Source organism: Aeromonas sp. 603404, assembly GCF_049171775.1.
Taxonomy (GTDB): domain Bacteria; phylum Pseudomonadota; class Gammaproteobacteria; order Enterobacterales; family Aeromonadaceae; genus Aeromonas; species Aeromonas veronii_A.
This window is the reverse complement of sequence record NZ_JAAKPE010000001.1, coordinates 150,388-174,329: the sequence shown is the minus strand read 5'-3', so window position 1 is coordinate 174,329 and position 23,942 is coordinate 150,388. Positions and strand designations below refer to the sequence as shown.

Below are 23,942 nucleotides of genomic sequence, written 5' to 3'. Positions count from 1 at the left end.
CGGCCGCCATTCCGTAGCAAAAATCGATAATACAAGCAGAAAAACCAGTATAATATCAAAAATAATCAAAGAGTTGTCATCGATTATCCTGGCTTTGGCCAGTCATTAATCCAGCAGAGAGAACCCATCATGGCCATCGCCATTATCCCGGCCCGGGGTGGCAGCAAACGCATTCCCCGCAAGAATATCCGCCCCTTTTGTGGCCAGCCCATGCTCGCCTATGCCATCCAGGCGGCGCAACAATCGAGCTGTTTCAGCAAGGTGGTGGTCTCCACCGATGATGAGGAGATTGCCAAGGTCGCTCGTCAACTGGGCGCGGAAGTACCATTTCTGCGGCCAGCCAACCTCGCCGATGATCACACAGGTACCACCCCTGTGGTGATCGACACCATCCAGCGGCTCGACCAGCTCGGCATCCAGGCAAAGCACTACTGCTGCATCTATGCCACGGTCCCGCTTATTCAAGCCGATGACTTGAAGGCCGCCCATCAGCGACTGAGCGCAAGTAATGCTCCCTTTGTCTATACCGTGGCCGAGTTTGGCTTCCCTATTCAGCGCGCCGTGCGCATGGACGAGCAGGGCCGGGTCACCCCCTTCTGGCCGGAGCAGATGGCGAAACGCTCTCAGGATCTGGAGCCTGCCTATCAGGATGCCGGCCAGTTCTACTGGGGCAGCCGTGCGGCCTGGCTGGGAGGGATCAGCCCGGTAGGGGGAGAAGGGATTGGCCATATTCTGCCAAGACACAGGGTGGTCGACATCGACACGCCGGAAGATTGGCACCTGGCCGAACTGCTCTATCAAGTGCTGGCCCAAGATGACGTTTAAGGTTGCCTTCCGGCTCGACGCCGGCACCGAGATTGGGCTGGGTCATCTGATGCGCTGTCTGGCCATCGCCGATCGGCTGAAAACGGCTGGCGCCGAGTGCCACTTCCTCTGCCATCAGCTACCTATGCACCTGTTGCCACTGTTGCACTCCCACCAGCATCACGCTCTCTGTGATCTGGACGATGCAGGCCCCTTGCCCACCTTGCGCCCGGAGTGGCTGGTGTGTGATCACTACCAGATTGATCGGCAAATCGAGCAGACACTGGCAAGTCACTGTGGTCAGTTGCTGGTGATCGACGATCTGGCCGATCGCCCTCATCATGGTCAGTTGCTGCTGGATCAGGGGCCACAGCGCAGCACAGCCGATTACCAGTCACTCGTCCCTGCCGACTGTCGGCTGCTGCTGGGCACCGACTATGCCCTGCTGCGCCCTGCCTATCGCCAGCTAGCACGCCAAAAGGCCAGCCGGTGGCGACATGGCCTCATCTGCTTTGGTGGTGCCGATCCGGCCGGAGCCTGCCTCATCACCCTCAATACGCTGGCTCGACTGCCATGGGCTAAAACCGTCAGCTGGACTCTGGTAGCCGGTGGGGCCAATCCTTTCTGGCCCGAGTTGCAACAAAGGGTTGCCGAACTGCCCGATCTGCCGCTCACCTTGCTGCGTCAGAGCGACCAGATGGCCGACCTGATGAGCCGACACGACTTCGCCATTGGCGCTGCGGGCGGCATGACCTGGGAGCGGGCCTGTCTCGGCCTGCCGACCCTGGCGGTGCCCATCGTCGACAACCAACAGTTTAACGATGAGGTGATCGCCCGCTTCCAGTTGGCAGAGCGGCTGACCCTGAGCGAACTGGATGAACCTGAGCGGCTGATGCAGGCCCTGCAACGACTTGAATTGCAAGCAGATGACTATCGCTGCCACGGCCAGCAACAGGTGGATGGGCTGGGGCTGGATCGGCTCACCGCCTGGCTGCTACCACAATCCGATTATCAACTGTTGCCAGATGGCCAACAGTGGCAACTACGCCATGATGGCAAACTGCTGCTCACCCTGACGCTGAACGGCCAGCGGCTGACATGGCAGGCCACCCGGCCACTTCAACTATCGGAGTGGCAAGAGCTGGCACATCGCTTGCAAACAATTTTCTCCCAATTTCCCCTCTATCTTGCCGAGCCACCGCAGATAGCGCCCCCTGCCCCCTGGCAGCCGGCGCCGCAAGGCTGGCAACTTGGCACAGGAATCTGAACACAGATGCAGATCGATCATCGCCCCATCAACCAGGAACAGGCCCCCTATGTGATTGCCGAACTGTCGGCCAACCACAATGGCAATCTGGACCGCGCCCTGGCCATTATGACCGCCGCCAAAGCAGCGGGTGCCAGCGCCGTCAAACTGCAAACCTACCGCCCGGATACCATCACCCTCAAAAGTGATCGACCGGAATTTCAGATCCACGGCGGTTTGTGGGATGGCCACAGCCTCTACGATCTTTATGAGTGGGCGCACACCCCCTGGGAATGGCACCAAGCGCTGTTTGCCAAAGGGCGCGAGCTGGGGCTGACTGTCTTTAGCAGCCCGTTCGATTTCAGTGCGGTGGACTTGCTTGAATCACTGGACTGCCCGGCCTACAAGATCGCCTCCTTCGAGCTGGTGGATCTGCCCCTCATTCGCTACGCCGCCCAGACCGGCAAGCCGCTTATCATGTCCACCGGCATGGCGAACGAGGCCGAGATCTCCGCCGCGGTCGATATTGCGCTCAAGCATGGCAACGGCCAGCTGGCCCTGCTGCACTGTGTCAGCGGCTATCCGGCGCCGGCAGCCGAGTACAACCTGCGTACCATCCCCATGTTGCGCCAGCGCTTCGGGGTCGAGGTGGGGCTCTCCGATCACACCCTGGGGTCGGCCACAGCCATCGCCGCTACCGCGCTCGGGGCCACCCTGATCGAGAAACACTTCACCCTGGCCCGCGCCGACGGCGGACCGGATTGCGCCTTCTCCATGGAACCGGCCGAGCTCACCGAGCTGGTGGCCTCGGTCAATACCGCCCATGCCGCCCTTGGGGTGGCTGACTACCAGCTCACCGCCAGTGAACAGGGTAACCGTGCATTTCGCCGCTCCCTCTATCTGGTCAAGGAGATGGCCGCCGGCGAGCAGCTCACCGCAGAGCATATCAAGTCGGTGCGCCCCGCCCTCGGCCTGCCCCCGGCCGATTACGATCGGCTCATCGGCAAGCGGGTCAACCGCAGCCTGAGTGCCAATCAACCGCTGAGCTGGGAGTGGATAGACAACGATGAGTGATGATCTCTTCAACCAGCACGGTAGGCTCATCAGCCAGCGCTGGCCCGCCCTCTGGCCCCGCTTGCTGGCACAGGACGTTGAAAGCCTGCCGGCCGAGCTGACCGAAGGTCTCGGCTCCACCCTAAGCCTCCACGGCATACAGCTCACCAGCCGGCACGACCGGGTGAAGGAAGCCGAGCTGCAGGCCGCCAGCCTGCCCGAGCAGCCGGTGCTGCACCTCTACGGCACCGGGCTCGGCGATCTGCCGCGCACCCTGCTGGGGCGCAGTAGCCTCAAGCGGCTGGAAGTGAAGATCATGAATGGCGCCCTGTTTGCCCTTGTACTGCGGCTGCTAGACCAGCAGGACTGGCTGACGGACCCCAGGGTCGAGCTGATGATGGCCGGCGACGAAGGGGAGGTGCGGCTGCCCTTCTTCGCCCTGCCGCCCGAGCTGCTGCTGGTGGAAGATGCTGCCGCCCGCATCCGCGACCGGCTGGTGAGTGAAATCGATTTGCCGTTCGCCCGGGCCAGGTTCGACGCCGAGCACCCCGACATCACCCGGCGGCTGGCGGAAAACCGCGATCTGCTGGCCGGCGACGGCGATGTGGCCTCCCTGTTCGGTCTGGCTCAGGGCAAGCAGGCGCTGATCGTGGCGAGTGGCCCAACCCTGCAGCACAACCTGGCCACCCTGCAGGCCCAGTTGCAGCGCCGTCGGCAGGACTATCTTCTGATTAGCGTCGATACCGCGCTGGCGTTTTTGCTCAGCCACGGTATCCGGCCCGACATCGTCGTCACCATCGATGACGCCATCCACGGCAACCGGCTGCCCGCCGCCCAGTCGGCCCAGACCACCCTGGTCTATTACCCCACGGTTCCCACGGCAGCCCTGCTGGCCTGGCAGGGGCCACGCATGACCGCCTACTCCCGCAGCCCCATGTATCAGCAGCTGCGACAGACGCTCCCCAAGGGCGTGCTGCACTCGGGCGGCAGCGTCATTCATCCCGCCGTGGATCTCGCCGTGCAGATGGGTTGCCGCCAGGTCATCCTGCTGGGCACTGACTTCGCCTTTCCCGGCGAGCTCACCCACTCGGGCTGGGCCGACGGTGCGCTCGGCCCCAGCGCCGCGCTGGCCCTCAGCTGGGCCCTCGACGGCCATGGCCGGCGGGTCAAGACCAATCCAAACTTTTCCGCCTACCGCACCGAGCTCGAGCGCTACATAGCGCTCCACACCGATGTGCAGTTCTGGAACTGCAGCCGGGAAGGGGCGGAAATCGCCGGCTGCCGCTATCACCCGGAGTACGTGCAATGAAAAACGGCCAGATCACCCGCCTCACCGCCCTGGCGCACCAGTTTCGGCTGGGGCAGTCGGTTGCAGCGAGTCAGGCATTGCCGGAACTGCTGCAAGAGGTGCTCACCGAGCAGGGCAACCTGCCACCCGGACTGGTAGCCGCACTGCTGCAGTGCCAGGAGCGCCAGGACTGGCTGGGGCTGGCCGACTACCTCGAATATGAAGTGGTGCACTGCCTGTCGACCCCGGCCGGCGACACCACCACAGGAGACCACTGATGATCAAGGCCATTTCCAACGCCTCCGAGCAGGAGCTGTCACGCCGCCAGACCTTCAGCGAGTTGCTGCACGCCAGCCCGCTGCCCGCGGCCGAGCTGCAGAACAACCTGGGCCTCTACCTCAAGCGCCAGTCGCTCTCCCGCATCCTGTTCATGCACGAGCTGTATCAGAAGATCGTGCCGGTCCACGGCGTCATCATGGATTTCGGTACCCGCTGGGGTCAGAACCTGGCGCTTTTCTCCTCGTTTCGCGGCATGTATGAGCCCTACAACTACAACCGCAAGTTGGTGGGATTCGATACCTTCAGCGGCTTCCCTTCCCACGCTCCGCAAGATGGCAGTGATGCCGCAATCCAGCCCGGTGCCTACGGGGTGACGCCGGGCTATGAGCAGCATCTGGCCCAACTGCTCGCCGCCCATGAGGCGGAAAGCCCGCTGGACCATATCGTCAAGCATGAGCTGGTGAAGGGGGATGTGACCGAGACGCTGCCGGCCTATCTGGCTCGTCAGCCGGAAACAATGATAGCGCTGGCCTATTTTGACTTTGATCTCTACGAGCCGACCCGCCGCTGTCTCGAGCTCATCAAGCCGCACCTGACCAAGGGATCGGTGCTGGCATTCGATGAGCTCAACTGGCCCGCCTTTCCGGGGGAGACCCTGGCCCTCAAGGAGATGCTGGGGCTGGATCGCTACGCCATCCGTCGCACCCCGCACAACCCGGGACCAGCCTATCTGGTGATCGAGTAGTCCGGTTGCGGGCTGAGGCGACGCAGCAGCCCGGCATCCAGCAGCATCCGCGCCAGCGGCTCCACCCGCCAGAACGGCGCCCCTATGGTCTCGGCAATCTCGAACAGGGTCAGCTTGCCGTCGCTGTAGGCCAGCAGATTCATCATCTCCCGTACCTGCCAGCCCGAATAGCGGGTCGACAAATCCGGGTAGAGCCCCCGCTTGCCGAGCTGGGGTTCGCCCAGCACAGTGACCTCGCAGCGCTCGTCCAGCTCCAGACACTCGATGGCACGGCGCAGCGCCATGAAGCCGCCGGCCAGACCGGCCGACGTCACCAGCGAGAGGTCATCGAGCGAGGTGTGGTACTCGGCATAACAGCCGTATCGACTGCGCATCACAGAAGTGACCGGCAGATCGATGCCGGGCGCGCACAGCTGCCGCTCGTTGGATCCCCGCTCCAGGAAGCTGTAAGCCTTGTAGCCCGGCGCCAGATGACCCAGCACATGGCGACCGATGCGATCCGCCAACGTGTTGCCCTGGCGTGAGGGCAGGAAGGAGTAGCTGCGGTCATCGCCAAGACAGGTCAGGTTGAAGCCGGCCAAGGTGCGCTGCTTGAGCTGGTCCAGATGACGGGAGAGATAGACGATGGCCCCCAGGGTTTCAGGCACCAGCATCAGCCGGTAGCTGTAGCGACGTGTGGGCAGTGACGCAAGCCAGGCCATCAGGAATACACCGACACAGGGGCCGGAGAGCTCGTTGTTGGCCATGGAGGGGTGGCAGGTGTAGCTCGACAGCAGGATCTCCTGCTCGCTCTCCCCCGGCAGCACCCAGTCACCATAGGTGAGCGAGCCCGGGGCCAGGGTGGCATCGATCACCACCTGATATTCTCCCTCCGGCAGCGCTTCACGCAGCCGATGGGGCAGACAGAAGCCCCAGCGGCGCTTGTAGTAGGAGGTCACATAGGGAATGGCATCCGGCTGCTCGGGCAGAGAGTGGAGATGGGGCTGCAGCTCGGCAAGCGAGAGGGTGCAGCGCACCGGCTCCGAGTAACCGACCAGATGCAGGTTGTGATCCTGGAAGTCCACCACTCTGCGTCCATCCGGCCCCACTATGTAGGCTTCCCGCACGTTCCACTCGTCAGGCACTGTCCAGTCGAAGCACTCGGTGCCGCTGGCCACTTCATGGATCCGCAGCTCGGGCAGGCAGTGCTCGCGCCACAGGGCCAGCGACTGCCGAACCCCGTCCCCGGTCAGGCTGCGATTGAGCGGAAACAGCAGGGTGAGCAGCCGATGCAGCTGTTCACCGACTTGTGCCTGGTCGTCCCAGTCGGTGGGCAGATAGCCGCTCTTGGGTGAAAAACTCATGGGGTGGGTGCCTCGATCAATTCGACAATGTGGCCAAGGGGGCTCAGGAAAAACTGGACGTGGGCGCCGCCAAACGCGATGGCTGGCTGGCTGGGCCCGAGGGGAAGATGACGCTGGGCCCGCAGTTTTTCGGCAGCCATTGCCAGGTCTGCCACCTCATAGGCCAGATGATTGAGCAGGTTATGACGGGTTCGTAGCGCCTGACTGACGGGGCTATCATCACTGGCAGGTGCAATCAGTTCATAGCAAATCCCCGCATCATCATAGGCAAAACAGATATGCACCCGCTGCAACGGATCGAGCACCGGCTCGCTAAAGCGGGAAAGCCCGAGGGTCTCGCAACAATAACGTACGCCAAGATCCAGTTCGGCCACCACCAGTCCAATATGGTGCAGTTTCATCTCCCCTCCCTGATGAGCGCATGGGGATGGACAGCGATCAGCTCTTTTGCCACCGCGGCAAAGTCGGCGCAGCGAACGGCCCAGACTGGTAAACGGCCAAATAACCCCTGGTGCCATTTGTCCTGATTTTTAAGGGCTTCAACCAGACGGGAAAGATCTATCTCGCTGGCCAGATCGAGTCTTCGCACAAAGTAGTCACAATGCCAGGGGCGCACCATTCCCTGCTCGCGGACATCACCCTCAAAGCGTTTCATAAAGCGATAATCGACACCTAGTTGCTGCTCGACATAGTGGGTGAAGGTAATGCGATCGGGATGACAGGCAAAACCGGCAATCCAGCCATCGTGAGCCGCCAACCAGGCGAAGGGGCTCTCTTCACCAAAGCAGTCATGACCCCCTGCTGCAACCACCTGGTCACGCCCCGCGCCCCATACCGCAACGCTGAAGATGGGATCGCGGGTCCGCGCAACCCCTGGCAGAGTGCGAAACTGCTCCGTCATCAACCCGACTTCACTGGGGGATGTCGCCCTGTCGAAACAGCTCTGGCGAGTCAGGCTATACGTGAATGTTGGCACCAGCAGAGTGCCCTCGTTTCCAAGCCACTCCTGCATCCCCAACCAAAAAGCATGCATGCCGGCTTCATTGCCCCGCCCAGGAAACTGGGCCACAGCCATGGCGTCAGTGTGAACCATGATAGCGCTCCCTCGTGCGATCCCAAGGGAGCCAAGAACATGAGAGAGAGCTTCAATCACAGCACAAGACCACGCCGCAACAGCGCATCACGAATGTCCTGAAGTTGCTTCATCTTCGCCAGCTCTTCAGGCTCGAAGCGTACCGAGAACGTCTGCTCAACCAGCAGCAGAAAATTGAAATGACCAAGCGAATCCCATTCCGGAAAGGCCCCAAGTCCCAACTGATAGTCGCCTCGCGTGACGGTTGCAGAAGGAAACTGCTGTTCCAACAAAGTGAAGAGATCAGTCATGGTGATAAAACTCCAAAAAAGGCAAATTCAGCTGTTCGAGCGCCAGACTATGGTAATGCTCATGGGAAAAACGGGCGGGATCCGGATTATCACAGGGGGTCAACGGCAGGGATGCCAACCATGTCAGCGCAGGTTCATTACGTGCACAACGATTCGAGCCAATAACCAGACGCTCGATCCCCGCCTCGCGCAATGCAGCCGAGACGCTATCCAGTAACCAATATTCGAGTCCTCTGGACAACACTCTGCAACTCAGAGCCAGCGTATCGAGCAATGCCAGTTTGGGCGTGATGTTTATGATCAGCACCAAGCCAACCAAGCCATGATCGGCAAAGCGATCCTGCAACGACACTAGCCAGCACCAGCCAGACTGCGCCAGCCGTTTGAGCTCGCTCGCCTCATATCGCAGACAGGAGAGATTAAACTGGTTGGTTTTATGGATGATCTGCTCGGCACGAGCAAGGTTATCCACCGCCAACGGCTGTATCGCCGCACGCAACGACAAGGAGGCGAGAAAATGTTGTTCACTGCCAACCTCGCTACGTAACCGGGCGGCGTCTGCCAATGCCAGATAGGAGGCTTGACGAAGAGCATCATCACCACTGAATATGCGCGAGAACCCCCCATAAGTGAGCAAGGTTGTAGGCCATGCCCAAATATCTACTGGTGGTTCAATGACATCGACTTGTGGCAGGGCATGGCGAACTTCAGCCCTTTCCAAGGGGGAATCATCCCAGAAGACCAAGGCCTCAAGCCCCAGATTGAGGCTGGCAGCAATATGTCGCAAACCTTGAGATTTAGAGCCCCAACCAATGGCAGATGCTGCAATATTTCGCCTTTTGAGTCTCATGGCGCCATGCTGCTCAAACACCAGCCAAACATCTGCAGGCTCGTTTTTAGAGCACAATGCCAACAACACGCCGCGCTGATACCAGTAGAGCGCCGCATCCTGAAACGACTGATAGAGTTTGCCGAGACCGTCCTGACCAAGGTAAAGGCCAGTCAACCCCTCTTCACCCACTACCCCCCCCCACAGGGTATTGTCACAATCGAGCACCAGCACCTTGCGTATTGGCGCCTGATCAAGCATCCAACGCGCGGCAATCCAGTCGGCAAGGCTGGTCAAGCCGTGCATCGAGAGAGGACAAGAAAGAAGGTAACGATTACGCTCGTCCACACAATGGGCTCGCCCCTGCTCAGAGAGCCAGCGACCCAGCCCCAAATCCCTAATGTGGTGACGTGCAAGCGCTCGGGTAAAGCAGACATCCAGCTGCATCATCCAGGGATGAAGAGCGCTACTCACACCACCGCCTTGCAGTGAACAGGCACCAAGATAAAGATGAGGGAGCCCCCGCAGTGGCGAGAGCAATGCTTCCAACCAGGTGTCGATGGTCTCGGACAATGCGGGTTCAGCCAAGGTGTACCAATGCTGGCATTCGCTGTCGGTCAGCAGTTGCTCCCAAAACCAGAGCACCAGATGTCCGTCACAAGCGGCCATCGGCTGCCATTGACCTTGAGGGCAAAATTGCAACTGTGCATGTCGGGCCAAAGGAGCCCATGCCACATTACCGGGCATGAGAAATGCGGTGGATGCCAGGGAAAGGGTGGCCATATATGCACCTGAAAGGATTAAATACTTCTATATCATACTGTTAGGGAATGGAGATGAACAGAGTCATCCCCATCCGATTCAAGGACTAGCGCTTGAACACATCCAGGCCGGTAAAATAGGTGGTATCATGGCCATCGAACGCATCGGCATACATCACTTTGCTATCCTCGAAGAATAACTCCAGAATTGCCTGCGCCTCTTTTATCTTGCCCGCCAGCACCTCGGGTTCTGCTGTCACCTGCGCCATCATTAGGCTGATGATATTGGCGTAGAAATAGTTAATTGAACCAATCAACACACGATAGAGATGTGATTCGCGGCTCATCAGCAGATAGAGCAGATAGTCGTGATGGCGTTGCATCATGGCCAATACCGCATTGTGTTCACAGGCTACCTGGCGCCAGTCATCGCGCAACTTGTCTACCAGCTCAACGAACAGCGGCACCTGCAATGCAGCAGCGAAATCAACGCTGCTCATGTCAAAGGACTGGAAACAAGTGGCCATCACTTCATCCATGAGCGGGATTTTGTCGAGTACCGGCCATTCAGGTTGCAACGATTCAACACGACGAGGGATTGCCCCTTCTATATAAGCGCCGTCACTACTGTTGACGCACTGCATCTCGGGATAATCACGCAATACACTGGCCATATTGTGAATGGCTAGCCCAAACAGATGATTGATACGCACTTCGTCGCCAAAGTTACCCGGTGCCGGGAAAGTATCCTTTAAATTTTCCTCGTATTTCGCCTCTTGCTTGTCGTTGTAATAGAGACTCAGGCTGGAGTGATGCTGTCCGGCTGTTTTATAGCCATTGTCGATACCAAACAAATACACCTGCTTGAAACCAAGCAAGGCCGCATAATTGAGGCCGGTATTGCCGACGAACGGGTTGGAAAATTCAATGGTATCGTACTCAAATGCCTGACCAAACGCGCTAATCAGCATGGAGAACATCGGCTCGTTGGGCTTGAACGCCAACCCTGTTTTACGAAAGAAGCGCTTGCATTCAGGGTGAATGACATCAACGCTCAGAAACACGGTGTCCTTGATAAAGTCATCGGCATTGAGAATGCTCAGAAAATCGGCTGAGCTCTTGGTGCGCTCCACTGCAACGTAGATATCCGGTTTTACGCCAGCTTTGTAGAGTGCACTGACCGCAGTACCGCAGGCGATAATGATTGCCTGCTGCTGATGCTGCCGGATGAACTCGATGCTCTGATCCAGCGAGGGGCCATTGCCAACCACAAAGACAGGGATCTGCTCGAAGGCACGGCTATCGCGCCACCGTTTCAGAAAGGGGGTGCCGTCTTGCAGATGGGTGTGGCTATGGGCAAGTGCATAGATGTTGTCATCAAAGAACCCCCACCCCGTTTTGAGCAGATAGAACTCCCTTTCCACCTGTGTTATCAAGGCGTGCAGCTTGGGGGAATGGTAATGACAAAACGAGAAATAGCTTGCCGACCAGAATGCCCCCTTGCGATGCAGCGCCTCCATCATGTCAGCGACCAGCAATCGCTCGTCAACACCGATAAAGAGGTGCAGACTGATCGACTCCTCCTCCATGTAGGCGAGCAGCTGATGCCAATCAAAACAGAAGAGCGAGGCGTAAAACATGTCAAGATCAGGCTCGAAAGCAAACAGATTCTTGATCTTGCACTGTTCATACAAGCAACCGAGCTGGTAGCCCAAACCAATGCCATACATCAGTGCCAGAGGAATATCGGTATGTAATGCTGCCTTTAGACGCAACCCTTCCAGAGCTGACTTCTCTTTTAATTTGGAGATTTCATTGTTGTATTTGATATGGATTTGGCCATCGATATACCACTGGGGCACAAAATCGATGCACTGCAAGACACTGTGTTCAATGACCTCGGCAATCTGCGACTGAACCTCGCTAAATGGATCATCCCCATAAAGCGAGATACCCTCGTCGAGCCACAGAATATTGGGAACGCCGTTTTCATTACAGAAGAAACGAAAAGGCCTGGCAGGCTGGTACTCCTTGAAAAAGTCATGAATGGCGGGCATGTATTTGGCAAACGCAGCCATATTGAGTTCATAACGAACGGGGAGTACTTCCAGCATGGCGGCCTCCTGCTGCTTTTGCAGAGCCAGGCGTGCCAGTTCACTTTCTACATCATGAATCTTGTGATGGATATCCATGTCAGACTAACCTGCATTCAGCTTGTAAAGACCGGATGCACGTCCGGCCTGGGAGAATTGTCGTAATTGTGCTTCAGCCTGCTGCTTTTCCTGACCCACCCAATCATAAATAAGCTGGAACTGCATCAGTGCCTGCCGCTGTTCCACATTGAGAGTCTCTCCCCAAGGCAGTGACCCGAATACCTCTTCCAGAGCATGCAGATAAAGTTCAGCCAGCTGTTCTGCTGCAACCAGCTCACCTTGCACCAGTAGAGACTGCAACTGCTCGCCCTGTCTCATCAAGGCAGACACAGAAGTACTATTGACCTCATTCATGCCGGTCTGCCTACCTTTTGCTGTGCCAGCGCCTTGTCTCGCTCATCGACAGGGATGGCATCCCAACCGCTCTTGACCGTCAGCATCAGGTTCATCACTTCATCAATGGCGCCTACATCCATGTCACGGCTGGCATCCATCATGCGCACTTTCATATAGTCATAAAGTGCGAACAGGTCTTCGGGGACCTTGCCATAAGAGAGATCAAGTGAATCTTGCAGACCATTGATAATGGCCAGCGTCTTGGAGATAGATTGGGACTTACCCTCGAAATCGCGACGCTCGACTGCACCGCGAGCCTGAGCGAGACGTTCGAGACACCCTTGCATCAATAACTGGATCACGCGATAGGGATCCGCCACTGCCAGCTCAGACTGCAAACTCTGGGTTGTATAGGCCTTGATCGTTTTTCGATACATACGAGACTCAGCTCCTGACTACAAATTAACTGGTTTTGTTGTTGGTATTGAGCAGGTTGAGATAGGAGGCAGATTTGTTCATCTTGGCCAGCAAGGTATCCAGACTGCCGTAGCGTGCCCTCAACGTCTCTTCATACTTGGTGAGCTGCGCCGCGACATCTGCTTGTTTGCGGTTGACATCACGCAGATCAGAATTGAGTGTCTCTTCCCGCTTGGCAAGCAGTCCCCCTGTCTTGGAGTAGGTCTCAAGCTGGCTGGCCAACTTGCCAGCAACACCGTCCTTGCCACCAAATACAGCCACTACCTGGTCGAAGTTCTTCTCGACCGCTTCATCGAATTTCGTCGAATCAAGTGAGAGCACTCCCTTGTTGTCCATCTTGACCCCCAACTGAAAGATGGTAGAGAAGGTCGAAGAGTTGTTAGAAGGCTCGGTGACGGTGCCACTCATCAGGTTGGTCACAGCCTTGGTCGTCGCATCCCCCGCCAGGGCTCCACCATCATTCTGGCTGACACCGGCCACGATAGAGCTGCGTTTGCCCAGATCGGTGCTCTTCTTCACCAGAGCGTTATAGCCATCGATGAAGCTCTGCACCATGGTCTTGATGCCAGCCTTGTCTGTCGTCACATCCACTCTGTTTGGCTTGTAAGTGGTCGTCACGGTACCATCACTCGGGTTCGTGGTAGTGGTGCTCTCCGACTCTTTCAACACCGTAATCTTGAGACCCACAATGGTGCCATCAAAGGTGTTGGTCGCACTGGTCAATTTATTGCCATCCACGCTTATCTCGGCATCACGGGCTTGTTGCTTCTGGGTCAGCTTGGAGATGAAATTGTCAGTCAGTTCAGGTGTACTGCCGGTTATCTGCAGATCTTTACCTGTTCCACTGACACCGGAGTCAATCACAAGGGCCGCCTTGCCATCGGAGGTATTCATGATATTGACGCTAAGACCAAAGTTGTCACTATCATTGTTGATCCGCTTGCGAATGGACTGGAGTGAATCCCCTGCTTTAACATCCACATCAAAGGTCTTGTCACCTGCCTTGAATGTCAGGGTGCCATCTTGAGTGATCATGGGCGTGGTCGAAGAGGCGAAACTACCTTCAAATTTGCTGGTCTTCGCCAATTTTTCGACACTGATGTCATATTGCCCGTTGGAAGCGCCACTCTTGCTCTCCACCTTGAGAACCGGATTATCTTTATCCTGGGTGATGTTTATCGCACGTTTGTTAAACGCGTCATCCTTTGACATAGCCTGCAGAGTGGTGACAAAAGTCGCGATCGCTGACTTCAGCTGGCCTACCCCTGAGAGAGTGATCTGGGCGTTGGTCTTTTTGGTGGTAATTGGCTGCAACAGCTGCGCCTTCTTGGCATCAACACTTGCAGCAATGACAGACTCCAAGTCCAGTCCAGAGCCCGCACCAGCAGACGTAATTGTGGCCATACTCACTCTCCTCGCAAACGTAACTATTAAATCTCTTTATCAAGCAATAACCCGACTCGAGAGCCACCGCCAATCACATCACCTTCGCGCAGAGCCTGGATTCGTTTGCTGATAGCCAGCAACTCTTCGCTTGGTATCTGACGGATCATTGATTTGGTATCGGCATCCATTACCTTGATAACAACCTGCTCCAGTTCCTTTTCAACACTGAAATTGACGGTCCATCCTTGCAACTGGCTGAACTCTTGCAAGTTTTGTACCCCTTTCTCAATTTCCTTGTCTGAAATCTTCGGCTTGCCAGCCCTCTCCTGCTCAGGCAGCCCCTGTTGCTTTTCCATGTCCTTTGCCGTCCCCCGCTGCTCTTCTGCTGTGCCAGATAGCACTTGAGCGGCCGACTGGCCGCTCTTGCTACTTGACTGAAGAGAAGAAGGAGTGACCGATGACGGAATTCCAATTTCATTGGCCATATCGTCGCTCCTTTTTTATCTCATCACAGCCTGTTAACCCAGCAGGGACAGGGCTGATTGCGGTCTTTGGTTGGCTTGAGCCAGGATGCTGGAAGCAGCCTGTTGCAGAATGTTCTGCTTGGTCAGATTAGCGGTCTCGGTTGCAAAGTCTGCGTCACGGATACGAGAACGTGCTGCGCTCAGGTTTTCAGAGACGTTGGACTGGTTGCGAATGGTGGAGTCAAACCGGTTCTGCACCGCACCCAGCTCTGCCCGCTTGCTGTCGACCGCCTTGATCATGAAATCAAGGTTGGCCATGGCCAGCTGGGCGGCACTGGCAGAGCTGATGCTGCTGACGCTGGTAGAGGTTACTGCAGATGTTCCCTTGGTCACGGTATAGGGCTCGCCAGAGGCACTGGTAGCAACGGTCGCGCTTCCCTTGGTTGATGCCGCAATCCCACTGATGGTAAAGGCGGAAGTCATCTTGAAGGTGATAGTCTGACCAGCATCCGCCCCCACCTGGAACGACCCCTTGTAGTTGCCATCCAGCAGCTTCTGGCCACCGAAAGTGGTGTCGTTGGAGATACGGTTGATCTCTGTAGTCAGTTGGTCAAACTCTTGCTGCAATGCAGTACGGTCATCGGTGTTGTTGGAACCGTTAGCAGATTGCTGTGCCAGCGTGCGCATACGCTGCAGCATACTGGTCACTTCATCCATGGCCCCTTCAGCCGTTTGAGCAACCGAGATACCATCGTTGGCGTTGCGGTTACCTTGATCCAAACCGTTGATCTGGGAAGTCAAACGGTTGGAGATCTGCAAACCGGCAGCATCATCTTTGGCAGTGTTGATACGAAGTCCCGATGCCAGTCTGGTGTAAGAGGTATCCAGAGACTTGTTGGTATTCATCAGGTTACGCTGGGCGTTCAGTGATGAAGTATTCGTGTTGATATACATGGCCATAAAATATTCTCCCGAAGAACATGCGACTGCGGGTTGCGCCGTCAAAGCGGCGTCCCACCGTTAGAAGAACAGGTTGAACGAGCCTGAGTCTTCTGGCGGGTGTCTGTTTGAACGGACAGGTCACCCGCAGTAGTGCAAACGTTGGATTCCGAACACCCCTCGATTGCTTCACCTTGTTTAACGGCAGTGCAGAGGCAAGCTTTAGGAAAATTGTTGCCTAACGCGGCAATTTTTCTCCGGTACATGGCAAGGAAAGCCAGATGGCAAACATAGTGCAAGACGTAATAGAGGGGTTGCAAGATGGTGTAACAGGATTATTTTTGTGGCACGGTTTGTGCTTAGATTGGGTAGAGTGACGTCGATTTGACGACACAATAAAAAGAGGCCGGTAAACCGGCCTAAAGATGAGCATATGCTCAGGAGAATATGACCAAGCGTGACAGAACTGAACAGCTGGACAACACTTGGCATTACTAGTAGAGAATTATATCTCTCCCGATAGAACAGAGTGCGAACCGAACACCCCTTTGTTCCATCTCTTGACCAGGGCGGCCTGAACAACCGCCCTGTTTTCTTTTGTTAGCCTTGCAGCAGCGAAAGAGCTGACTGGGGGCGCTGGTTCGCCTGGGCCAGTATGGTTGATGCGGCCTGTTGCAAGATATTCTGCTTGGTCAAGTTTGCAGTCTCGGTGGCGAAGTCTGCATCACGGATACGTGAGCGTGCAGCACTAACGTTTTCGGAGACGTTCGCCTGGTTGCGAATGGTCGAGTCAAACCGGTTTTGTACCGCCCCCAATTCAGCACGCTTGCTGTCCACCACCTTTATCATGTAATCCAGGTTGGCCATAGCCGACTGGGCCGAGCTTGCAGCTGTAATGGTCGACATACTGGTAGATGTGACCGGCGTTCCTGCTGTCTTCGTGATGTTATACGGCTCGCCCGAGGTCGTGGTTGCCACTGTCGCACTACCACTGGTGGCAGAGGCCATGCCCGAGATAGTAAAGGCGGTCGTCATCCGGAAGGTGATGGTCTGCCCTGCGTCTGCCCCCACCTGGAAGGTGCCCACATAGCCGCCATTGAGCAGGTTCTGGCCACCGAAGGTGGTATCTTTGGCTACCCGGTCGATCTCAGTCATCAGCTGAGTGTACTCTTGCTGCAGCGCGGTACGGTCATCTGTGTTGTTGGAGCCGTTGGCTGACTGTTGAGCCAGCGTACGCATCCGTTGCAGCATGGAAGTAATTTCATCCATTGCCCCTTCGGCAGTTTGGGCAACAGAGATACCGTCATTGGCATTACGATTACCTTGATCCAGACCGTTGATCTGGGAGGTCAAACGGTTGGCAATTTGCAGGCCGGCGGCATCGTCTTTGGCGCTGTTGATACGCAGACCGGATGCCAGTCGAGTGTAGGATGTATCCAGTGATTTGGTCGTGTTCATCAGGTTACGCTGAGCGTTGAGTGATGAAACGTTAGTGTTGATATAAAGGCCCATGACTATTCTCCTAAGCTATTAAATTTACTCTTCTATTTGCTCTGGCTTTATTATTTTCTGTGCCCGATGCGTCTTATTTAACGGCCCGTTTTTCGATGTCTTTAGCATTTTTTTCAACGCTTCATCACGTTAACGCCGCTTACCCTATATATCGACAGGTCGGGGATAAACTTAAGGAAAAAAACGCCCACTAAAACGTGGCAGAAACTCATCGCGCCCCTCCTCCAACAAGGAGGTAAACAGGCACACTCGAGCCCCTCCTCGTCCATGATGCGAGAAAAAAGCGGTGTCGACTCTCAATTTTGTCGAGCACAGTTGGCGATTGGGCTCTCCAGCCCCTAAAATCGCGGCCCCATCAACAATTTGGCGTGAGTTGTTTTCCATGCAGACACTGGTTGAGCAGATTGTTTACATCAGCGATATGTTTGGTACTGCGGTATTCGCGTTTTCAGGGGTTCTGGTGGCGGGCCGGCTCAGAATGGACGGATTTGGCGTCATGGTTTTGGCGGCAGTCACCGCCATCGGCGGTGGTACCATCCGCGACATGATCCTAGGAGCAACCCCGGTGTTCTGGGTTCGCGATCCTCTCTATATCTGGGTGGTCATTGCAACGGCGCTGATCGGGATGTGGATGGTCAAACTGCCCCGCAGAATGCCCTGGTATGTACTGCCCGTCGCGGATGCCTTCGGGTTGGCCCTCTTTACGGTGATTGGGGCGCAAAAAGCCCTCAACTTCGGTACCCCGGGACTGATCGCCGTGCTGATGGGGACCATGACAGGGGTAGCAGGCGGCATGATCCGTGATGTACTGGCCAGGGAAGTGCCTATGGTGTTGCAAAAAGAGATCTATGCAACAGCCTGCATTTTGGGCGGAATCCTCTACACCCTGGCACTGGAGGCGAACATGGACAGAGTAACCGCCATGCTCATCTGTATGACAGCAGTGTTCGGTTTGCGGGTAGCTGCTATCTACTGGCACCTGTCGCTACCAACCTTCTCGCTGCAACGCAACTGAAAGCACGCCCGCAGTGGAATATGGCTCTGTGGGTTGTGCGTTGAACCAAATGGGCTTTTCTGTTGTCATAGAAGCAGTCGTTGTTAGCCGGATATTCTCATGCACAAAATCGGTATGCTTACCACTCTCCTCCTTGCGAACGTGACAGCAGCACATGCCGAAGCACAAGCCGTTTTTGGACGACTGGCATCGGCGCCAGTGCAGCAGTTCAACCAGCAGATACGTCAGGCGAACGAGCTACATCAGAAATGGGTCAATGACTACCGTGAGGTAGCACTTCGTTTTGTCGGTCATAGCGACATCCCCAGTCGCATCCATGCACAGCAACTGGATAATGATCTGGTACTCTCGGTTGCCCTCGATGGCAGCAAGAACGACATGCTCTATATCCTGACTCTCTATCGCAGCGATAACCTTTGGCAAATGAGGGGAGCGGAAATGGGTTGGCGTTGCCTGGGGGAGCACTCCTTCACTCCCGTTCCCTGTCCATAAATCCAAGCTCCGAGCTATAAAACAAAAATCCGGCACATTGGCCGGATTTTTTATGGGAGATTGAGCGTCAAATTACGGACGGTAAACTTTGACGTTGGCAAAGCCTTTCTCTTTCAGGTAAAGCGCCTGCAGCTTGCTCATCACGCCGCGATCGCAGTAGAGCAGGTAGGTCTTCTCTTTGGGCAGATCGCCAAAGGCGGTGGCCAGCTTGAAGAAGGGGATATGCAGTACTTCACGACCTTCCACCACCAGCGGCTTCTCGTCGTGTTCGTCGGCAGAGCGGATATCCAGGATCACCTCGTCAGCGCCCAGCACCTGGGTGGTTTCCACCTCTTGCACTTCAGCGGCAGTCTCTTCACCGATACGACGGATATCGAGGTAACGGGCCTCGGAGACCACCTTGTCCAGAATGGAGAAGTCAAAATTGGCCTCTTCTTCTTCAATGCGGGAGAGCTCGGCCTTCACAGTCGGCTTTTTGGAGATGACCCCACAATACTCCGGCATGGTCTCGGCGAACTCCAGGGTGCCGATGCGGCGGGCTTCACTGATGATATCCGGCTTGTCCCAAGTGATAAGCGGGCGCAGGATCACCTTGTCGGTGACCCGGTCGATCACGTTCAGGTTGGTGAGAGTCTGGCTGGATACCTGACCCACACACTCGCCGGTCACCAGCGCCGGGATCTGGAACTCATCGGCCACCTTGGCGGCAGCACGCATCATCATCCGCTTGAGCACCACGCCCATCTGACCGTTGTCGATCTTCTCGAGGATCTCGGCAACCACCGGCTCGAAGTCCACAGCGGTGAAACGTACCCGGTGGGAGGAGCCGAAACGGTTCCACAGGTGGTAGGCCACCTGCTTGACGCCGATTTCGTGGGCAGCACCGCCCAGATTGAAGAAGCAGTAGTGCACGCGGCAGCCGCGCTTGATGAACTGGAACGATGCCACGCCGGAGTCAAAACCGCCGGAGAGCAGGCTCAGCACATCTTCCTGGGTCGCGATGGGCATGCCGCTCAGGCCCTGATGGATGGCGCTGACAATAAAGAGCTCTTCGCCGTCGATCTCGAGGTTGATCTTCACATCCGGGTTCTTGAGGCGCACACCATTGCTTTCGCAGTGCTGGTTCAGTCCACCGCCCACATAGCGCTCAATCTCGAGAGAGGAGAACTCGTGCTTGCCGTGGCGCTTGGCGCGCACGCAGAAGGTTTTGCCCTTGAGCTGGTCGCCCCACACGGCTTTCACCTGCTCGAAGATGTCGTGCAGATCGGTAAACTTGCTGGCTTGTACCTCGAGGAAGGCCTGAATGCCGGGAATGCAGGCCAGGGCTTCGATTGCCTGCTCGCGGAACTGGTCATTGCGGGAGCTCACGATCAGCTTGTCCCAATCCATCCGTACGCGGGCATCGTCGTCGAAGCGGCGCAGGACATTGCGGATATTGCCCTGCAGGATCTTGATAAAGCGCTGGCGAACCGACTTGCTCTTGATGGTGATTTCCGGGAACAGCTTGATAATGAACTTCATGGTAATGACTCGGGTGACCTTGATTTAAGGGCGCGAATTATATCAGAACTTTGTGGCCAGCGCCTACTGGATGAGCGTTTGCTCACATTACCCCACGCAGTGTTTGCCGCGCGACCGCAATCTTGCGTATATTCCCGACCCTGCGCCTCGCCAGATTTTTGACAACAGACTGATCCGATGAAGACCTATATCTACTACCCCGGCATGGAGGTACGCGACGAGCTCTGGCTCAAATTTGCCCTGCTCTATCTGGAGCGGCTTGCCTTTGTCTTCACCGTCAGCGAAAAGAGCGGTCTCACCGCCCTGCTCGATACCCTTCAACAGCAGACCGATCTGCTGGCCGAGCGGCCCGATGCAGCCTTTTTTGCCGCCATTACCCCGCAATTGGAGAGCCAGATAAGCGGCCTGGTGGCCCCCGATTTCGTCCGCCACAAGGTATTTGGCAACAAGGAGCTGATTGGTCGCTGGCGTCAGGAGGCCAACCACGACTGCTTTTGCCCGGATCAGGCGGGACTGGAGCGACTGCACGGCTTTTGCCTGACTCACGGCTTTGCGACCCGGGATGAGGGGGGGATCAGAATGGCGCGGCGCTTTGCCAATCTGCTCTCCATGCGTCTCGCCCGTGAGTGGGCACTCGCCAATGACGGGGCGCTTATTACCGATCACGACTATCTCGACCGCCTGCTCCACCTGCTCGAATCCCGCTACCACAATCGCGGTGGTCAGGATTGCTTCCACCTCGAGATCCCTTTGCAAGTGCCCACTCACCTGGCCGACATTTCGTTTGCAGAGCTGATTGCCCTGCGCGGGCGCAGCGGCTTTCGCCAACAGCTGGCCGAATTTCATCTGGCCATCGACAACCTGCTCGCCATGCTGGGTAGCGGCTATGCCGACCCGGCGGCCCTGACCCGCTTTGAGCAGGCTCAGCAAGGGCTCAATCAACTGCTGGGGCCCGAGACCCTCAGCATACCACTCACCACCCTGGTCAGCACCAGCCTGCCCGCCGTAGCCATGCTCCACCAGTTAAAAGCGAGCCACCCCGAAAGCAACCTTATCTTCCATCCCATCAAGAAGAGCCACTTTCACCAGCGCAAGAGCCAGCACTTCTTCACCCGGCTCGGCCATCTGCGCCACCTGGGCTGAACCGATGGAATGAAAAAGGGGTTGGCATCTACCAACCCCTCTCGTTTTCTGCGGCCTACCAATCATCACCCCGGTGATTGGCCTGCTCTTGCGCCTGCCTGCGCGCCTCCATCGCCCTGTCACGGCGGATATTGGCAGGGGTACAGGCAAACTGTTTCTGATAGCAACGCGCAAAACTATCGGAAGCAGGTTCGAAAGGTGAATAGAACCCGGTACGTTCAGGAGAAACATGGTGATCACCATGATTGGTTGTGGCACAACCCGAACTCATCAGCACCAGCAAGGGACACAGAACACGCAGCAAAAGAGAACTCCCGATTGGATTTGAATGAACTCGTAATTATTCACAAATTAATTCATCCAATCAAATATTGATGCATTTCAAATAGTTAATTACATTCACCTCAATGGCTGTCGGCAAAACGATCAACGGGTGATGGTGCCGGCATCACTGTCAGGATGCACCACGCGAAACTCGATACGATCGCTGTTGCCCGCTTCATCCACCACCACCAGCTGATAACGACCCGCCACACTCAGCACCTGATCCCCGTCCCAGCGCAGTCGCTGGCCGTTGAGAAACCAGGCCGACTTGCCGACACCGCCCAGCACCTTGGGCTGCAACCGATAGCGCTGGCTGCGGATAAGGTTGCCCTCCCCCAGCGCCACGATGCGAATGGGGGCCTGCAGCTCGGCGCTCTGCCCCTCCCCTGCACAACTGCTGGCGAGCAGCGACTGCCGCCGCTCACCGGGGGACCGCCACGGCTCCAGCGACAATGGCCAGAGCGCCCGAAAACCGGATTGTGCCGCATCGGGGCAACGGGTCAGAGTCGGCTTGCCCGCGGCGGTCAATGCAACTTGACGCAGCGGCGAGGGCCAATCCATGGGATCCGGCAAGGTGGGGGGATCGCGCTCTTCCAGCAACCAGGCGCTCTGACGCTGCAAGCAGGCCTCAGGCAGGGTCGAGCTCATTTTGCGCCCCAGCGGCCAGCAGATCTCGGCTTCGCTCACCGTGTTGGGTTGTGCCGGCAGAGAGCTGTTGTCAGCCAGCCGTGAGTAGACCGAGAGCAGCAGCGGCACCGCTGCGCTCTGGCCGTAAAAACCGGGCAAAGGGGTGCCGTCGGGGCGCCCAAGCCAGATGCCGATAGTCCAGCGACCGGAGACCCCCATGGCCCAGCTGTCGCGATAGCCGTAGCTGGTGCCGGTCTTCCAGGCCAGTCGGTTAACCCGGCCGGTCGCCTCACTGGCAAAGGGCTGATCCGCGCGCCCCTGGGCACTCAATATCTGCCAGATGATCCAGGCCGCGCCCGGGCTCAGCAAGGGGCGTGACACCGCCTGCTGCCCCGCCAGCCAGACCGGCATCGCCACCTGCCCCTGCCGGGTCAGCGAGCTGTAGAGCGCCACCAGCTGTTCGAGCCGAATGCCCGCCGCCCCCAGCGCGATGGCAGGATTGGGTTTGTCGGAGAGCGCCAGTCTCACCCCGGCGTTGTCGAGGCGGCTGACCAGTTTGTCCGGCCCCAGCGCCTCCAGCACCTGCACCGCCGGCACGTTGAGGGATTGCTGCAGCGCCTGGGCCAGGGTCACCGGCCCCTGAAAGGCACCGGAAAAGTTGGCGGGGCGGTACTCCGAGCCCAGCCTTGGCGCATCGGAGAGCAAGGAGGCCGAATGCACCAGCCCCTCGTCCATCGCCAAACCGTAGATGAAGGGCTTGAGGGTAGAGCCGGGGGAGCGGATCGCCTGCACCATGTCGAGGTAACCGTGGCGACGCAGATTGCCATACTCGGCGCTGCCCACATAGGCGCGCACCGCCATGGTTTTGTTATCTACCAACAGCAACGCCGCTGAGGTCTGCTCGGGGAAGCGACGGATATAGCTCGCCACCCGCCCCTCCAGCCAGCGCTGCAGATCGCCGTCTATGGTGGTGTGCACCAGCGCCCCGGCCTGATTATCGGCGGCAAGGCGGGCAAAGAGCGGCGCCTCCATTGGCGTGAAGTGACCGCGGGCCAGCACCGGCTCGATGCGTCCCTCCAGCCACGCCTGTTCGGGCCAGACGCCCTGCGCTACCAGTCGCTGCATCACCTTGTCACGGGCGGTGCGGGCCCGCTCGGGATGGCGGTCCGGCCGGTTGCGGCTGGGTGCCTGCGGCAACACCGCCAACAACGCCGCCTCGGCATAGGTCAGCTTGGCCGCACTCTTGCCGAGATAGGCAAAACTTGCCGCCTGCACCCCCTCCAGATTGCCGCCAAACGGCGCCCGATTGAGGTAGACGGTGAGCAGGGTGCGCTTGTCATAGTGCCACTCCAGCTGCAGCGCGCGGGCCATCTGGCGCAGCTTGCCGGGCACGCTCCTGTGGTAGGGCTCGATAAGACGCGCCACCTGCATGGTAAGGGTCGAGCCGCCCGATACAGCCCGCCCATAGCGCAGCCACTGCCAGACCCCGCGCACCATGGCCACCGGATTGACCCCGGGATGACGCCAGAAGTAGCGATCCTCGTAGCCCAGCAGCGCCTCGATATAGCGGGGGGAGACCTGCTCCAGGGTCACGGGATAGCGCCACACGCCGCTGGTATCGGCAAAGGCGCGCAGCGGCCGCCCCTTCATGTCGAGCACCACCCGTGCGTAGGCAGGGTCGAGTGGCGGCGGCGGGAAGAGTCGATCCAGCGCCAGTAATGACAGGAGCAGTGCGACAACGCCCAGCACCGAGAAGAGCAGCCAGCGTGGCAAACGACCAAGCCAGCGCCAGCAAGCGTGGCCAGTGCGACCCAATTTCAGC

At 57.6% G+C, this 23,942-nt stretch carries 23 protein-coding genes; 9 read left to right on the top strand and 14 right to left on the bottom strand.

What is annotated here, in order from left to right; genetic code table 11:
- Nucleotides 1-129: 129 nt before the first annotated feature.
- Genes pseF through G5306_RS00735 form a run of 6 tightly spaced genes read left to right on the top strand, consistent with a single transcriptional unit; the run spans nt 130 to nt 5,415 of the window.
- Nucleotides 130-825 (top strand): pseudaminic acid cytidylyltransferase, encoded by a 696-nt coding sequence (gene pseF / locus G5306_RS00760; RefSeq protein WP_421312067.1) that lies wholly within the window; start codon nt 130-132, stop codon nt 823-825.
- A complete protein-coding gene (gene pseG, locus G5306_RS00755) occupies nt 815-2,071 on the top strand; it encodes a UDP-2,4-diacetamido-2,4,6-trideoxy-beta-L-altropyranose hydrolase (RefSeq protein WP_421223450.1) in 1,257 nt (418 codons plus the stop codon). Before pseF ends, pseG begins: the two co-directional genes overlap by 11 nt.
- A 6-nt stretch (nt 2,072-2,077) precedes the next feature.
- Nucleotides 2,078-3,124, top strand: a complete 1,047-nt coding sequence (gene pseI / locus G5306_RS00750; RefSeq protein ID WP_421309654.1) for a pseudaminic acid synthase — start codon at nt 2,078-2,080, stop codon at nt 3,122-3,124.
- Nucleotides 3,117-4,412 (top strand): motility associated factor glycosyltransferase family protein, encoded by a 1,296-nt coding sequence (locus G5306_RS00745; RefSeq protein ID WP_323912169.1) that lies wholly within the window; start codon nt 3,117-3,119, stop codon nt 4,410-4,412. Before pseI ends, G5306_RS00745 begins: the two co-directional genes overlap by 8 nt.
- The gene (locus G5306_RS00740) at nt 4,409-4,669 is read left to right on the top strand and encodes a hypothetical protein (protein ID WP_010635733.1); all 261 of its coding nucleotides are present in this window, start codon (nt 4,409-4,411) and stop codon (nt 4,667-4,669) included. Before G5306_RS00745 ends, G5306_RS00740 begins: the two co-directional genes overlap by 4 nt.
- The gene (locus G5306_RS00735) at nt 4,669-5,415 is read left to right on the top strand and encodes a class I SAM-dependent methyltransferase (RefSeq protein WP_421204695.1); all 747 of its coding nucleotides are present in this window, start codon (nt 4,669-4,671) and stop codon (nt 5,413-5,415) included. The genes G5306_RS00740 and G5306_RS00735 overlap by 1 nt, the downstream gene beginning before the upstream one ends.
- Here G5306_RS00735 and G5306_RS00730 read toward each other — a convergent pair.
- The 12 genes from G5306_RS00730 to flaA form a co-directional block, all read right to left on the bottom strand.
- On the bottom strand, nt 5,397-6,758 hold the full coding sequence (locus tag G5306_RS00730) for a DUF4910 domain-containing protein (protein ID WP_421204694.1): 1,362 nt from the start codon (nt 6,756-6,758) through the stop codon (nt 5,397-5,399). The two genes, G5306_RS00735 and G5306_RS00730, sit on opposite strands and share 19 nt — an antisense overlap.
- Nucleotides 6,755-7,159, bottom strand: a complete 405-nt coding sequence (locus G5306_RS00725) for a VOC family protein (protein WP_005346679.1) — start codon at nt 7,157-7,159, stop codon at nt 6,755-6,757. Before G5306_RS00725 ends, G5306_RS00730 begins: the two co-directional genes overlap by 4 nt.
- A complete protein-coding gene (locus G5306_RS00720; RefSeq protein ID WP_408082949.1) occupies nt 7,156-7,911 on the bottom strand; it encodes an AAC(3) family N-acetyltransferase in 756 nt (251 codons plus the stop codon). The genes G5306_RS00725 and G5306_RS00720 overlap by 4 nt, the downstream gene beginning before the upstream one ends.
- Complete coding sequence (locus G5306_RS00715) at nt 7,908-8,141, bottom strand: acyl carrier protein (RefSeq protein ID WP_227340795.1); 234 nt, start codon at nt 8,139-8,141, stop codon at nt 7,908-7,910. Before G5306_RS00715 ends, G5306_RS00720 begins: the two co-directional genes overlap by 4 nt.
- Entirely contained in the window at nt 8,134-9,753 is a 1,620-nt protein-coding gene (locus tag G5306_RS00710; protein ID WP_227340796.1) for an HAD-IIIC family phosphatase, read from the bottom strand. The genes G5306_RS00715 and G5306_RS00710 overlap by 8 nt, the downstream gene beginning before the upstream one ends.
- Before the next feature lie 85 nt (nt 9,754-9,838).
- Nucleotides 9,839-11,923, bottom strand: a complete 2,085-nt coding sequence (locus G5306_RS00705) for a 6-hydroxymethylpterin diphosphokinase MptE-like protein (protein ID WP_421173043.1) — start codon at nt 11,921-11,923, stop codon at nt 9,839-9,841.
- Between the two features lie 6 nt (nt 11,924-11,929).
- Nucleotides 11,930-12,238, bottom strand: a complete 309-nt coding sequence (locus G5306_RS00700) for a hypothetical protein (protein WP_129503714.1) — start codon at nt 12,236-12,238, stop codon at nt 11,930-11,932.
- Nucleotides 12,235-12,657: a flagellar export chaperone FliS gene (fliS, locus tag G5306_RS00695; RefSeq protein ID WP_005346697.1), complete on the bottom strand. Its 423-nt coding sequence runs from the start codon at nt 12,655-12,657 to the stop codon at nt 12,235-12,237. Before fliS ends, G5306_RS00700 begins: the two co-directional genes overlap by 4 nt.
- A gap of 25 nt (nt 12,658-12,682) precedes the next feature.
- On the bottom strand, nt 12,683-14,101 hold the full coding sequence (fliD, locus tag G5306_RS00690) for a flagellar filament capping protein FliD (protein WP_216954022.1): 1,419 nt from the start codon (nt 14,099-14,101) through the stop codon (nt 12,683-12,685).
- Between the two features lie 26 nt (nt 14,102-14,127).
- A complete protein-coding gene (locus G5306_RS00685) occupies nt 14,128-14,568 on the bottom strand; it encodes a flagellar protein FlaG (protein WP_129503712.1) in 441 nt (146 codons plus the stop codon).
- A gap of 33 nt (nt 14,569-14,601) precedes the next feature.
- The gene (gene flaB, locus G5306_RS00680) at nt 14,602-15,507 is read right to left on the bottom strand and encodes a flagellin B (protein ID WP_129503711.1); all 906 of its coding nucleotides are present in this window, start codon (nt 15,505-15,507) and stop codon (nt 14,602-14,604) included.
- Between the two features lie 579 nt (nt 15,508-16,086).
- Nucleotides 16,087-16,998 carry a flagellin A gene (gene flaA, locus G5306_RS00675; RefSeq protein ID WP_129503710.1) on the bottom strand — a complete coding sequence of 304 codons (912 nt, stop codon included), beginning with the start codon at nt 16,996-16,998 and terminating at the stop codon, nt 16,087-16,089.
- Nucleotides 16,999-17,380: 382 nt separating this feature from the next.
- On the opposite strand from flaA, the gene G5306_RS00670 reads away from it, so the two are divergent.
- Both G5306_RS00670 and G5306_RS00665 read left to right on the top strand, forming a co-directional pair.
- Complete coding sequence (locus tag G5306_RS00670; RefSeq protein ID WP_129503709.1) at nt 17,381-18,013, top strand: trimeric intracellular cation channel family protein; 633 nt, start codon at nt 17,381-17,383, stop codon at nt 18,011-18,013.
- Nucleotides 18,014-18,112: 99 nt separating this feature from the next.
- Entirely contained in the window at nt 18,113-18,505 is a 393-nt protein-coding gene (locus G5306_RS00665; protein WP_042053183.1) for a hypothetical protein, read from the top strand.
- Between the two features lie 72 nt (nt 18,506-18,577).
- Here the strand turns inward: G5306_RS00665 and thiI are convergent, their stop codons facing one another.
- Nucleotides 18,578-20,026: a tRNA uracil 4-sulfurtransferase ThiI gene (thiI, locus tag G5306_RS00660; protein ID WP_042053185.1), complete on the bottom strand. Its 1,449-nt coding sequence runs from the start codon at nt 20,024-20,026 to the stop codon at nt 18,578-18,580.
- A gap of 177 nt (nt 20,027-20,203) precedes the next feature.
- Here thiI and G5306_RS00655 point away from each other — a divergent pair, with 177 nt between their 5' ends.
- Entirely contained in the window at nt 20,204-21,169 is a 966-nt protein-coding gene (locus G5306_RS00655) for a hypothetical protein (RefSeq protein ID WP_421312065.1), read from the top strand.
- 426 nt (nt 21,170-21,595) lie between these two features.
- On the opposite strand, the gene pbpC is transcribed toward G5306_RS00655, so the two are convergent.
- Nucleotides 21,596-23,941: a penicillin-binding protein 1C gene (pbpC, locus tag G5306_RS00650; RefSeq protein ID WP_236727557.1), complete on the bottom strand. Its 2,346-nt coding sequence runs from the start codon at nt 23,939-23,941 to the stop codon at nt 21,596-21,598.
- Nucleotide 23,942 lies beyond the last annotated feature (1 nt).